This window comes from Nesterenkonia ebinurensis (assembly GCF_008711175.1).
Classification (GTDB): Bacteria; Actinomycetota; Actinomycetes; order Actinomycetales; family Micrococcaceae; genus Nesterenkonia; species Nesterenkonia ebinurensis.
Genome location: NZ_VWNF01000011.1, coordinates 1 through 12,835 on the forward strand (window position 1 = coordinate 1; position 12,835 = coordinate 12,835).

11 protein-coding genes and 1 riboswitch are annotated in these 12,835 nt (G+C 64.2%); of the genes, 1 reads left to right on the forward strand and 10 read right to left on the reverse strand.

All coding sequences use genetic code 11. The annotated features are described in order from the left end of the window. The 6 genes from F0311_RS03820 to F0311_RS03845 all read right to left on the reverse strand — a co-directional run. Window positions 1–136 (reverse strand): serine dehydratase beta chain (locus F0311_RS03820; protein WP_150460637.1); only part of this gene is annotated, 136 nt, incomplete at its 3' end. Between the two features lie 6 nt (window positions 137–142). After that, complete coding sequence (gene gcvT, locus F0311_RS03825; RefSeq protein ID WP_150460638.1) at window positions 143–1,267, reverse strand: glycine cleavage system aminomethyltransferase GcvT; 1,125 nt, start codon at window positions 1,265–1,267, stop codon at window positions 143–145. A gap of 172 nt (window positions 1,268–1,439) precedes the next feature. Then, window positions 1,440–4,448, reverse strand: a complete 3,009-nt coding sequence (gene gcvP / locus F0311_RS03830) for an aminomethyl-transferring glycine dehydrogenase (RefSeq protein WP_150460639.1) — start codon at window positions 4,446–4,448, stop codon at window positions 1,440–1,442. 139 nt (window positions 4,449–4,587) lie between these two features. After that, window positions 4,588–4,700: riboswitch (glycine riboswitch) on the reverse strand. A 182-nt stretch (window positions 4,701–4,882) separates the two neighbouring features. Continuing rightward, window positions 4,883–7,147, reverse strand: a complete 2,265-nt coding sequence (locus tag F0311_RS03835; protein WP_150460640.1) for a polyribonucleotide nucleotidyltransferase — start codon at window positions 7,145–7,147, stop codon at window positions 4,883–4,885. A gap of 353 nt (window positions 7,148–7,500) precedes the next feature. Next, complete coding sequence (gene rpsO / locus F0311_RS03840; RefSeq protein WP_150460641.1) at window positions 7,501–7,767, reverse strand: 30S ribosomal protein S15; 267 nt, start codon at window positions 7,765–7,767, stop codon at window positions 7,501–7,503. Window positions 7,768–7,842: 75 nt separating this feature from the next. Next, on the reverse strand, window positions 7,843–8,832 hold the full coding sequence (locus F0311_RS03845; RefSeq protein ID WP_191089720.1) for a LysR family transcriptional regulator: 990 nt from the start codon (window positions 8,830–8,832) through the stop codon (window positions 7,843–7,845). A gap of 179 nt (window positions 8,833–9,011) precedes the next feature. Between F0311_RS03845 and F0311_RS03850 the strand changes: the two genes are divergently transcribed. Then, window positions 9,012–9,668 carry a hypothetical protein gene (locus F0311_RS03850; RefSeq protein WP_150460643.1) on the forward strand — a complete coding sequence of 219 codons (657 nt, stop codon included), beginning with the start codon at window positions 9,012–9,014 and terminating at the stop codon, window positions 9,666–9,668. On the opposite strand, the gene F0311_RS03855 is transcribed toward F0311_RS03850, so the two are convergent. From F0311_RS03855 to F0311_RS03870, 4 genes are all read right to left on the reverse strand, one after another. Next, complete coding sequence (locus F0311_RS03855) at window positions 9,669–10,646, reverse strand: class I SAM-dependent methyltransferase (protein WP_150460644.1); 978 nt, start codon at window positions 10,644–10,646, stop codon at window positions 9,669–9,671. It abuts the gene before it with no gap. 12 nt (window positions 10,647–10,658) lie between these two features. After that, window positions 10,659–11,654 (reverse strand): bifunctional riboflavin kinase/FAD synthetase, encoded by a 996-nt coding sequence (locus tag F0311_RS03860; RefSeq protein ID WP_223881121.1) that lies wholly within the window; start codon window positions 11,652–11,654, stop codon window positions 10,659–10,661. A gap of 92 nt (window positions 11,655–11,746) precedes the next feature. Then, complete coding sequence (locus tag F0311_RS03865; protein ID WP_223881122.1) at window positions 11,747–12,331, reverse strand: hypothetical protein; 585 nt, start codon at window positions 12,329–12,331, stop codon at window positions 11,747–11,749. Further along, complete coding sequence (locus tag F0311_RS03870; protein ID WP_150460646.1) at window positions 12,313–12,678, reverse strand: hypothetical protein; 366 nt, start codon at window positions 12,676–12,678, stop codon at window positions 12,313–12,315. The genes F0311_RS03865 and F0311_RS03870 overlap by 19 nt, the downstream gene beginning before the upstream one ends. Window positions 12,679–12,835 lie beyond the last annotated feature (157 nt).

A 12,835-nucleotide genomic window follows, 5' to 3' on the forward strand; every position in this document is an offset into this window, starting at 1 on the left:
GGCCCCCGGTCATAAAAGACTCCGTGACCAGATGCTCCACCACAAACCGGCGGGCAGCCCGCATCGGCCCCACCGTATGCGAAGACGAAGGACCCACCCCCACACTAAAAAGATCAAAGAGACTGATGGCGCTCATGAACCATCACTGCCCACGCAAATAGAAAGGCGGCTTAACGACTTCGAAGGGGATGGGCCTGCCGCGGACATCCACCTGAAGCTGAGTGCCGGGCTCAGCGTGGGCCACGTCCACATAGCCCAGGGCGATGGCGTGGCCGAGAGTCGGGCTGGGCGCACCGGAGGTCACCGTGCCGATCGGAGTACCGTCGGGAGTTTGGATTTCGTGGCCCGGTCGGGCAGCGCGCTTGCCGGCAGCAGTCAGACCGACCAGGCGCTGGCCAGTGGTCTTGCCCAGCCCCTCAGTCTTGACCTGCTCCAGGGCCGCCCGGCCCACGAAGTCCTCCTTCTTGGAGAAGGCCACCACCGGCAGCCCGGCCTCTTGAGGCTTGCGGTCCACGGTGAGCTCGTTGCCGTAGAGTGGCATGCCAGCCTCTAGGCGCAGCGAGTCGCGGCTGGCCAGACCGCAGGGGGTGATGCCGAATTCGGTCCCGCCCTCCAGCAGGGCTCGCCAGAGCGCGCCGGCCTTGTCATGGGGCAGGTAGAGCTCGAAGCCGTCCTCGCCGGTGTAGCCGGTGCGGGCCAGCAGGATCTCCTGGCCGCCGATGGTCACCGTGGTGTGCGCGTAGTAGCTGAGCCTCTCCACCAGTTCGATCTCATCAGCACGCACCACCGAGGAAATGATCGCCTCACTGGTGGGGCCTTGGACGGCGATCAGGCTGATGCCCTCAGACTCATCCCAGACCTCAACATCAAACCCGGAGGCACGCTCGGTGAGTTCTGCAGCCACGGTTTCCCGGTTGGCGGCATTGGGAATCACCAGGTACTCCTGCTCACCGATCCGGTAGGAGATCAGGTCATCCAGGATGCCACCAGCAGTGTTGACAATCAGCGAGTACTTGGCCTTGCCCGGAGCGATCTTCGCCAGATTGCCCACCAGTGCGGTATTCAGGAAGGTGGCGGCATCGGGACCGATCACCCGCACCTCACCCATATGGGAGAGGTCGAAGATCCCGGCAGCGCTGCGCACCGCCTTATGCTCCTCAAGTTCTGAAGTGTACTTCAGCGGCATCCGCCAGCCGCCGAAATCGGTGAAGCTGGCGCCCAGCGCCTGATGCTCTGCGGCCAGTGCGGTCTCTTTCAGCTCAGTCATCGTGACTCCTTGCCTCGAGTGCGTGATCTGTGCAGCTTTTCTGTCTCTGAGGGGCACGAATTACTGCACAGATCATGCACTCGGCAGTTTTGGTGGGGCGGTGGGGTGATGGAGGGGGGTGATCGGGAGTAATGGGTGGGTCAGGGTCAGTCGATCTCGAACGATTCCGGGGTCAGTCGATCTCAAATGCTTCAGGAGGAGGACATGAGCACACCAGATTGCGGTCGCCGTGGGCGCCGTCGATCCGGCTCACCGGCGGGAAGTACTTATCCGGCCCGAACCCGGCCCCGTGCAGACCTGGCGCTGGGAAGGCGGCCTGCTGACGGGTGTAAGCCCGATCCCAGTCATCGGCAACCAACACCGCAGCTGGGTGCGGAGCGTGCTTCAGAGGGGAGTCGGCGGCGTCGCACTCTCCGTCGATCACCTGCTGGATCTCAGCGTGGACGGCGATCATCGCCTCGATGAACCGCTCGATCTCCGCCAGGTCCTCAGACTCAGTCGGCTCCACCATCAGGGTTCCGGCCACCGGGAAGGCCAGAGTGGGGGCGTGGAAGCCGTAGTCGATCAGCCGCTTGCACACATCCTCGGCGGTGATGCCGCTGGCCTTGGTCAGCTCGCGCAGGTCCAGGATGCACTCATGTGCCACCAGCCCAGATTCCCCCGTGTAGAGGGTGGGGTAGTAGTCGCGCAGCCGGTGGGCGATGTAGTTGGCGCTCAGCAGGGCGTGGGCAGTGGCGCTGGTCAGTCCCTCGGTGCCCATCATGGCCAGGTAGGCCCAGCTGATCGGCAGTACCCCGGCCGATCCGTACGCGGTGGAGGTCACCGAGGCAGGCGTGTCAGACGACGACGCCCGATTGAGTCGAGCGGAGACCGCAGCTTGCGCCGAGTCTCCCGAGGCGCTTGAGGAGCGCCAGCGAAGCGACGCCGCGGCCGGACTTCCAGGCAGGAACGGCACCAGGTGCTCGGCCGCTGCTACCGGCCCGACGCCGGGACCGCCGCCGCCGTGCGGAATGCAGAAGGTCTTATGCAGGTTCAGGTGGCTGACATCGCCGCCGAACTCGCCGGGCTGGGCCAGACCCACCAGGGCGTTGAGGTTAGCGCCGTCGATGTAGACTTGGCCCCCGGCGTCATGGATCTTCTTGCAGACCTCGCGGACATCGGCTTCGTAGACCCCGTGGGTGGAGGGGTAGGTGATCATGATCGCGGCGATCCGGTCGGGGTGAGTCTCGATCTTGGCATCCAGATCGTCCAGATCGATGGTGCCGTCCGCTGCGGTGGCCACCACGGCTACCTGCAGTCCGGCCAGCACCGCGGAAGAGGCGTTGGTGCCGTGGGCCGAGGCGGGGATCAGGCAGATGTCCCGAGCGGCGTCGTCATTGGCCAGGTGGTACTGGCGGATGGCCAGCAGCCCTGCGTACTCCCCCTGGGATCCGGCGTTGGGCTGGATGGAGACCCCTGCGTAACCGGTGACCTCAGCCAATCTGGTCTCCAGGTCGACGATCAGGTTCCGCCATCCGGCGGTCTGATGCTCCGGGGCGTATGGGTGGATGCCGGCGAACTCGGGCCATGAGATGGCTTCCATCTCGGTGGCGGCGTTGAGCTTCATGGTGCAGGAGCCCAGTGGGATCATGGTGCGGTCCAGGGCCAGGTCGCGGTCGGCGAGCTTGCGCAGGTAGCGCATCATCTGGGTCTCAGAGCGGATGGAGTGGAACACCGGGTGGGTCATGTATTCGGACTCACGCACCAGCTCATCGGCGAAGGCATAGTCGCCCTCGAACTCCACGCCGTCGTAGAGCTCTTCGGCACCGCTGGGCTTCTCCACCAGGCCGAAGGCGTAGGCCAGCAGATACATCTCGCGGGTGGTGGTGGTCTCATCGGTGCTGACCCCGATGGTGTCCGGGGCCACCCGACGCAGGTTGATCCCGGCGCCCTCTGCCTTGGCCAGCACGATCTCAGCGGCCTCGGCATCCGACATGGTCACCTGCACGGTGTCGAAGAAGGAGGTGGCCACCAACTGGTGCCCGGCGCCGCGGAGCACTTCAGCCAGGGCGCGGGCCTGGGTGTGCACCCGGCGGGCGATCCGGGCCAGGCCCTCAGGGCCGTGGTAGACCCCGTACATGGAGGCGACCACGGCCAGCAGAGCCTGGGCGGTGCAGATATTGGAGGTGGCCTTCTCACGGCGGATGTGCTGTTCGCGGGTCTGCAGGGCCAGGCGGTAGCTGGGGCGGCCCTCAGCGTCTTTGGAGACTCCCACCAGGCGGCCGGGTAGCTGGCGCTGGAGCCCGGAGCGCACAGCCATGAATGCGGCATGCGGGCCACCGAAGAACAGTGGTACGCCGAAACGCTGGGAACTGCCCACTGCGATATCCGCGCCCTGCTCCCCGGGTGGGGTGATCAGGGTCAGGGCGAGCAGATCGGCGGCCACAGCCACCAGTGCTCCGCGTTCTTTGGCTTCGGCGATGAGCTCCCGGTGGTCTACGACTGCACCGGAATTGCCCGGCTGCTGAAGGACCACACCACAGATCTCGCCCTCGGGGAGTCCGGCTGCAGCCAGATCCACGAACTGCAGCTCGATACCCACCGCCTCAGCCCGGCCGGTGATCACTGCGCGGGTCTGCGGGAAGATATCGGCGTCCACCACCACTGGGGCATCAGTGAGTTTCTTATTGGCTCGGCGCATCAGCAGGATCGCTTCGGCCACCGCGGAGGCCTCGTCGAGCAGGGAGGCGTTGGCCAGACCTAAGCCGGTGAGATCAGCCACCATGGTCTGGAAGTTCAGCAGAGCTTCCAGCCGACCCTGGCTGATCTCGGGCTGGTAGGGGGTGTAGGCGGTGTACCAGGCCGGGTTCTCCAGCACATTGCGCAGGATCACACTGGGGGTGTGGGTGCCGTAGAAACCCTGGCCGATCATCTGGGTCTTGACCTGATTCTGGTCCGCGTAGCGGCGCAGCGCCTCCATGGTCTCGGACTCGCTCAGTGCGGAGGGAAGGTTCAGCGGCTCGGACTGACGGATACCAGCCGGTACCGCGGCCTCCACCAGGGCCTCCAGGGAGTCATATCCCAGCGCCTCGAGCATGGTCTGGGAGGTCTCCGCGGTGGGGCCCATATGCCGGGCAGAGAAGCCGCCGGGAATAGAATAATAGTCTGCAGCAGCGGCGCTGGAGGTTCCAGAGAGAGTCATAGGTCCACCTTACGGGCAGGGATGCTGAATGGTCAGTGCCCCTTACTCTGTAGCTGACCTGAGAGATTCACCGGAAGTCTCTTCCGGTTTGCACCTTGGGTGAGAGGAGGTCTGCCCTGCCTCTGCTTTCCAGAGTCGCCACCCTGCTGCGGTCCATCAGTGTGACCTGGCCTGAGAGATTCGGAGGGGTCTCCTTGCTCCTTCGGCGCCGGCTGCCTTGGGGGCTCTGCCGGACTCTCCCGCACCAGGGACGTGGCCTATATTCAATTGTCACCATCATCCCACAAATACGCCTGGAGGCCGGACCCTATGACAGGATCCGGCCTCGGCACTGCTCGTTCCAGCGGCGCGCCTGTCGCGCTGGCCTCTCGGCCGGCTTACACCGGCCATCACGCCCAAAGTAGGAGCTGAAGCTCCTCATACAGTGGAAATGATCACACGTCCACGGGCTCGTTGACCTGATTGACGCTCTGCTTGTCGTTGCCGCTATCAGCATCCTCGTCCACCACCGGCACCAGGGACAGCTTGCCGCGGTCGTCGATCTTGTTGATCTCCACCTGCAGCTTCTGGCCCACGCCGAGCACGTCTTCGACGTCGTTGACCCGCTTACCCTCGTTGAGCTTGCGCAGCTCGGAGATGTGCAGCAGGCCGTCCTTGCCGGGGGTCAGGCTGATGAAGGCTCCGAAGCTGGTCAGCTTCACCACAGTGCCCAGGTAGCGCTCACCCACCTCAGGAACCTGCGGGTTGGCGATCGCGTTGATCGCGGCCCGAGCAGCCTCGGCGGACTCACCGTCGGTGGCGCCGATCAGTACAGTGCCGTCGTCCTCGATGGAGATGTCAGCTCCGGTGTCCTCCTGGATCTGGTTGATCATCTTGCCCTTGGGACCGATGACCTCGCCGATCTTGTCCACAGGGATGGACACCGAAATGATCCGCGGTGCGGTAGCGGCCATCTCGTCAGGGGTGTCGATGGCCGCGTTGAGCACGCCCAGGATGTGCAGCCGGGCCTCACGAGCCTGCTTCAGCGCTGCAGACAGCACGGAGGCCGGGATACCGTCCAGCTTGGTGTCCAGTTGGATGGCGGTGACGAACTCAGAGGTTCCGGCGACCTTGAAGTCCATATCGCCGAAAGCGTCCTCAGCGCCCAGGATGTCAGTCAGGGCGGCATAGCGGGTCTCGCCGTCCACCTCGTCGGAGACCAGACCCATGGCGATGCCTGCCACCGGGGCGCGCAGCGGCACACCGGCGTTGAGCAGGCTCAAGCTGGAGGCGCAGACCGAGCCCATGGAGGTGGACCCGTTGGAGCCCAGTGCCTCGGAGACCTGCCGGATGGCGTAGGGGAACTCCTCGCGGCTGGGCAGCACGGGCACCAGCGCCCGCTCGGCCAGTGCGCCGTGGCCGATCTCGCGGCGCTTGGGCGAACCCACCCGACCGGTCTCACCGGTGGAGTAGGGCGGGAAGTTGTAGTTGTGCATGTACCGCTTGGTGGTCTCCGGGGAGAGGCTGTCGATGGTCTGCTCCATCTTCAGCATGTTCAGTGTGGTGACACCCATGATCTGGGTCTCACCGCGCTCGAAGATTGCCGAGCCGTGCACCCGGGGCAACACCTCGACCTCTGCGGTCAGCTGGCGGATATCAGCCAGGCCGCGGCCGTCGATGCGAACCTGGTCGCGCAGGATCCGCTGGCGGATGACCTGCTTGGTCACTGAGCTCAGCGCTTTGCCGATCTCGGACTCGCGGCCTTCGAACTCCTTACCCTCACCGGCGAGTTCCTCGACCAGCTGGGCCTTCAGCTCAGAGTCAGCGGACTCACGCTGCTGCTTATCGGCGATTTGGTAGATGTTGGCCAGCTTCTCCTCGGCCTTTGCCTTCACCGCCTGGAAGACGTCGTCTTCGTAGTCAGTGAAGATCGGTACTTCGATAGGCTCCTTGGCCGCGCGTGCGGCCAGGTCGGCCTGGGCCTGGCAGAGCACCTTGATGAATGGCTTGGCGGCCTCCAGACCCTCAGCCACTATCTCCTCAGTGGGGGCGGTCTTGCCCTGGTCCTTGATGAACTTCCAGGAGTCGTCGGTAGCCTCAGCCTCGACCATCATCACCGCGATGTCGTCGCCGACGATCCGGCCGGCCACCACCATGTCGAACACTGCGGTCTGCAGCTGGGAGTGCTTGGGGAAGGCCACCCACTGGGCGGAGCCGCCGTCGTCGATCAGCGCCACGCGCACACCGCCGATGGGTCCGGAGAAAGGCAGCCCGGAGAGCTGGGTGGACATGGAGGCACCGTTGATGGCCACCACGTCGTAGAGGTCGTCCGGGTTGATGGACAGGATGGTCTCCACCACCTGAACCTCGTTGCGGATGCCCTTCTTGAAGGCAGGGCGCAGCGGGCGGTCAATCAGCCGGCAGGCCAGGATCGCATCGGTGGTGGGGCGGCCCTCGCGGCGAAAGAAGCTGCCGGGGATGCGGCCGGCGGCGTACATCCGCTCCTCCACGTCCACGGTCAGCGGGAAGAAGTCGAAGCCCTCCCGCGGGGACTTGCCCACGGTGGTGGCCGAGAGGATAGTGGTCTCCTCGTCCAGGGTGATCAGTGCTGACCCGGCGGCCTGCTTTGCCAGCCGGCCGGTCTCGAATCGGATGGTGGATGTGCCGTACTTGCCGTTGTCGATCACGGCTTCGGCGTAGTGAACCTCAGGTCCCTGCATGGGGAGGGGTTTCCTTTCATAGTGTGACTTGCATTGCACAGCGCAACACAGCCCACGAACCTGGAAACGAATGCGAGGCGGTCTTCGATCGAAGCCCACGGGCGCGGAGGTCTTCACGCACTCCCGTAAGCCACTACCGAGGACCTGACCTTGCTGATCGGTCGGCCCCTGGCTGTGTCAGCTGCTACTAGTGTGACACACAAATGGGACGTCCCCTAAGGGGCCGCCCCATTTGTGGCGCTTATGGCGTGCCTGACTGCACACGCGCCAGTGCTGGTCCTGTCGGTGCGCACAGGTCGCGCACGCCTATCGGCCGCGTTGCCGCGGCCTTCACGCCTAAAGGGCGATGGGCCTCAGCGAATGCCGAGGCGCTTCTTCAGCTCACGGAAACGCTCGATGTCCTTGCGCTCCAGGTACTTGAGAAGACGACGGCGCCGACCCACCAGGATCATCAAACCACGGCGGGTGTGGTGATCCTGCTTGTGCTCCTTGAGGTGCTCAGTCAGGTCGCTGATCCGGCGGGACAGCACCGCAATCTGCACCTCGGGGGAACCGGTGTCGCCCTCATGGGTGGCGTACTCTTCGATGATCTGCTGCTTGACAGCGGGATCCAAAGCCATGGAAATGCTCCTAGATGTTGTGCCGCGTTCAAAAAACACGTGCCAGCCACCGCGGACTGCAGCATGGCAACCCGTCTACTTTACCCCAACGCCCGGCTCGGCGCCACGCTGAACGGAACGGCCAGTCTTGGCGCGAGCTGAGCACGCGGCATCGGCGAGCGCCCTGAGCATCTGCACTGCCGGGCGATGGTCACTACGACGAGTGCACAGCTCGATCCGGCAGGGCTCTGCGTCCACCAGGGGGACGAACACCACACCGGCGTTGCTGGCCCGCTGTCCGACCGACTCGCCGGTGATGAGCACATGCCCCGAGCCTGAATCCGCAGCGGTGCGCACACTGGCAACCGCTTCGTGGATTGTTGATACTGCTGGACCGTAACGCACCGCCTGCCCGGAAGGACGCGGATCGATGACCCACCAGCGCGTCCACTCAGCCGGGGCGGTTGCGGAAGTCACCACCTCAAGCTCGTCGATCTCATCCAAGGTCAAGGACTCCCGCTGCGCCAGGGCCGAATGCTGAGCCAGAACCGCTACACGCGGCTCAACCGTCACCACGCGAGTGTCCAGCAGGCGAGTATCAACTCCCGAATGCGGTGGGCGAGCGAAGGAGACATCCACAGCACCGTCAACCAGAGCAGCCACCTGGTCTTCCCAATGCAATTGACGGTACTCAGCCCGGACATCGGGGTTCTCGCTGTGGAAGCGGTCGAGCAGTCGGCTTTCGGCCTGCGAGTAGCCATCGATGAAACCGATGGTCAGCAACCCGGCGCCAACGCCGCGAGCGGCCTCCACCGCAGCCCGGGAGGCTTCCAGAGCACGCACTGCCTGGTGCATGAAACGCTGCCCAGCCGGTGTGGCGACCACGGGGTGGCGCGTCCGGTTCACCAGCCGGACTCCAAGGTCCCTCTCCAGTCGGTTGATCGACTGGGTCATGGCAGAAGGGGTGACGTGGAGGCGTTGAGCGGCGCGGCCAAAATGACCCTCTTCGAGAAGCACTTCCAGTGCGCGCACCTGAGAGAGATTGAGTTCAGCAGTCACAGCTACCTCTCGGGCAGAAGTACGCATTAAGCAAGGACTAAATGCGGCCACGATTTTGTCAATATACATCCTAAGTGTTCCATGTCACATTATCAGTGGGTGGCCGGAACCTACAGAACACCAGCCGGCATCGCCCAATGCACGATTGTTCAGCTCAACACCCCTCCCGCCCAGCCGGGAGGCACGCTCACCCAAGGAGCACCACCATGACCACCGCTGTACCCACCCATGACTCCACTCAACCCCAGACCACTTACGAACGGGAGTTCATCAACATGATGGACGACGTCGACCAGCTGATTGATCAGACGGAGAATCCGCTGCACCGGAAGATCTTGATCAACTACCGCCGGCATGGCCTCCTGGAGGTTGCCGGACGCTACGAGGAACTGCTGGCCCCCGAGATGACCGTCGAGCACCCCCATTACCGGATTTTCGAGAGCGGCGAGGCGGTGATCCTCGATGGCATGAAGGCGGTGCAGGACTTCTACCGATCCCTGGCGGAGATCGACATGCTGGTGATGTGGACCGGCAAACAGAACATGGCCGTAGGAGACTTTGGCTTCGCCGGAGAGGCCGAGTTCAGTCAGTTCGTCCCCGCCGCGATGCTGGGCGACAACGTGTTCGGCAACGTAGGACAGGCCTCAACGGACTCACCACACAGTGATCGCTGGTTTCTGGTGCGACGGACGTTGGCATTCTTCTGGCCCTACGATGAGACCGGGCGTATGATCGGCGAGCATGTTTACGAAGACTCCGCTTCGAAAGTGGTGACCGAAGTCGACGCCTCAGAGGTGATCACCGGACAGCGAGCTGCGGAACTGCTCAACCCCATCATCGATAAGTATCCGCTGCCGAAGTGATCAGCCTGGACGCACCCACGCGGTGTGGAGAGCTGTGATCTGCGGAAGCTCCACGGCGTCATCTTCCGCCAGGCCGAGCTCGCCGTGGAGATAGTCGGCGAGGTTGGCTCGACGTGCAGCCCGCTCGCCGGTGCCGGCCGAGAGCCAGGAGCTCAGCGTGGTCGCATAGCGGAAGAGCTCCGTGACAGTCAGTATGCGTTTCCAGCGGTATTCGGCACTCTGCACGGGGGAGTAGAGCGCTGGATCCAGAGTGGGCTGCCAGTCTGGGCGGTAGACATCACCGGCACGCATAATCCGGGTCAGCCGGTGCACAGTAGGGTCCGCCGTATCGAGGTAGTTCCAGATCAATGCGAGCGCTCCGGTGCCGTCCAGCAGCCTGGCCGCCTCCGACTGGGTTGCTTCCGGGTCGAACCAGTGCCAGGACTGGGCGGCGACAACGATATCCGCACAGCCATCGGGAAGCCCGGTCTGCTCTGCCGGGGCACACCGGGCTTCCACTGTTGCCTGGGCGCGGCTGCGTGCTCCGGTGCGAGCCTTTCGGGTTCCTCCAGCGCTCCGCGGCCCGAGCATCTCTTCGGATGTGTTCAGAAGGGCGTCGAGCATCGGAGGACTGGGCTCCACGGCGATCACGCGGGCTCCGCAGTCAAGCAGCTGGCGAGTCAGAATCCCGGTGCCCGCGCCCAGATCCACAACAGTTGTCAGGCGCGCTCCTCCCAGCGGGCCACCAGACTCAACGCCAGCAGCACCAGTCTCAGGGGCCCCCTCCACATCAGTGCCGCCAACCCTATAAGACCTGTCTGCGAGAGCGAGGATGTCAAGGACAGCCTGATCGGGGTAGCGGGGGCGGACGGCGTCGTACTCCAGAGCTTGGTCTGCCGATTGCTCGGCGAAAGAAGTTCCCAGCTGCTGCCGGCGCTGATCACTGACAATCTGCGGCTGAGCGTCTGAGCGACGCTTGGGCCTGTTCGGCTGACTCATGCGGCCATCAGCTCAGGGCAGTGGCCGCTGGAGGCCGGCAGGAGCACCGAGCAGCACCTGACGGGCCTCACGGACGTCCTGATGCATTTGGGTCACGAGCTTCTCCACACCCTCATAGGCAACCATGCCGCGCAGGCGGTCTACAAATTCGACCCGTAGGTGCTGGCCGTAGAGGTCGAACTCCTCCACAGGCTCATCCGGCCGGTCAAGAACATGAGCCTCGACCACGCGCTGGACACCGTCAAAGGTGGGGTTGGTGCCGACTGAGATCGCAGCTGGCCATCGGTGTGCCTGACGGTCGGTGACCCACCCTGCATAGACACCGTCAGCGGGGACCATGCCTTCGGCGTCCTGGGCGAGGTTGGCGGTGGGAAACCCGAGTTCACGGCCCCTGGCCTCACCGTGGACCACTTCGCCGGCCACAGTGTGCGGTCTGCCGAGCATCTGGGCCGCTGCTGCGACGTGCCCTTCGGTGAGGGCCCGCCGAATCGCCGTGGAGGAGCAGCGGGCAGCCGGATCCGGAGCCTGGAGGTCGTCCACCGGGAAGTCTTCGACCTCTATCACCTCAAAACCGAAGCGTTCTCCCAGCTGAACCATGGTGCCGAAATCACCCTCATTGCCACGGCCGAAGCGCACATCGGCACCAACCACCACGGCCGCCGGCGTCAGCGGCAACAGGTACTGCTGCACGAACCGTTCAGCGCTGAGCAGGTAGACCTCCTCGGTATAGTCCAGCACCAGCGCGGCGGCCAGCCCGCAGGATTGAAGCCGGCGCAGCTTCTCCTGGGTACCGGTGAGCAGCTCGGGTGCGGACTCGGGTCGGTGCACCAGCGCCGGGTGCGGGTCGAAGGTGATGGCCAGGGGCGCGGCGTCGTATCTGCCGGCCACATTCACCAGCTCATTGAGCAGATGCTGGTGACCCTGGTGCACGCCGTCGAAGTTGCCGATGGTCAGGACGGTCAGCCCCAGGTCAGCGGGGACATCATCGAGGCCGTGGAAAATCTGCACGGTGTATATCCTACGGTCTGGAGAACCGGCATCTCCTATCCCGCTGATAGCCTCAGCCATAGGGAGGGAGCGCAGCTCCCCTGTGAGTGGGTTTAGCTTCTGTTGAGGCGATGGCGGAACAGCCAGAACAGCCCGATGAACGGCAGTACGAGCGGGATATAGCCATAGTCGCGGCCGAAGAAGCCCCAGACTGTGGCCACCTCGAACAGCTCAGGCTGCAGCAAAGTCCAGGTGCCCACGCCGATCACTCCGGCCATCTCGATCAGCACGGCAACCAGCGCCACCTTCCAGGCCGCAGCGGAGGTGCGGGCCAGTGCCAGTGTGGCCAGGATATAGACCGCCGCAGCGAAGGCTGAAAGGCTCAGCGCCAACGGTGCGTCAGCAAACTGGACCTTCTCCGCCTGCGGGAAGGGCATGATCTGGTAGAAGGCCCGGGCGAAGGCGCTGACCGCGAAGATCCCATAGGCTGTGATGATCAGCATCCCCAGCCCCCGGTTGCGCGGGGTCGTTTGGGCGGTCCCCGGTGCGGCAGCCGAGAAGCCGGCGCCAGTCCCTGACGTGGTCCGCGCAGATTCTTCGGAATCTGCGCTGTGGCCTGACGCCAGTGACCCCCCGCTCTTCGTTCGGCTCAATCGGGCGTCGTCGTTCTCTGCTCGGCTCACAGTGCGCTTCCCCACCAGATCTCCTCCATGCGATACACCATCACGAACACCACCAGACCCACAAAGCTCATCACCAAATTGGTCCAGCGGGTCTTGTCCACCATTGCCCAGACGAACACGCCCACCGGCAGCAGCAGCGCGGTGAGGATATAGCCCCAGAATTCCCAGGCCTCACCGCTGATCGAAGCACCCATCCCCTGCCGGATACCAGCGTAGACCCCGTAGACGATCAGATACAGCTCGATCGCGGCGATGCTGATGATAGATGAGTCGGCCGGGTGATTCCGGACCGCGGTCATCACCCAGCAGATCAGCGTGGAGAGGGCACAGACCACTGTGCCCACCAGGAACATGAGTGTCATTTCAAAGGAATTCTACTCCGTGTAGAAGCTGGGGTCGCTAGCGGGACTTTCGCCCTTCAGGATCCCTGGCATGGCCCACAAAACAATCGTGCGTTTATGGGGCCCAGGCGCCGGTGGCCTGAGCGCTGAGCTTGCCTAGCCCGAATGATGACGAATG

Coding starts and splice junctions, on each gene's coding strand:
- gcvT (WP_150460638.1), bottom strand. CDS start 1,267: ATGACTGAGCTGAAAGAGACCGCACTGGCCGCAGAGCATCAGGCGCTG.
- gcvP (WP_150460639.1), bottom strand. CDS start 4,448: ATGACTCTCTCTGGAACCTCCAGCGCCGCTGCTGCAGACTATTATTCT.
- F0311_RS03835 (WP_150460640.1), bottom strand. CDS start 7,147: ATGCAGGGACCTGAGGTTCACTACGCCGAAGCCGTGATCGACAACGGC.
- rpsO (WP_150460641.1), bottom strand. CDS start 7,767: ATGGCTTTGGATCCCGCTGTCAAGCAGCAGATCATCGAAGAGTACGCC.
- F0311_RS03845 (WP_191089720.1), bottom strand. CDS start 8,832: ATGCGTACTTCTGCCCGAGAGGTAGCTGTGACTGCTGAACTCAATCTC.
- F0311_RS03850 (WP_150460643.1), top strand. CDS start 9,012: ATGACCACCGCTGTACCCACCCATGACTCCACTCAACCCCAGACCACT.
- F0311_RS03855 (WP_150460644.1), bottom strand. CDS start 10,646: ATGAGTCAGCCGAACAGGCCCAAGCGTCGCTCAGACGCTCAGCCGCAG.
- F0311_RS03870 (WP_150460646.1), bottom strand. CDS start 12,678: ATGACACTCATGTTCCTGGTGGGCACAGTGGTCTGTGCCCTCTCCACG.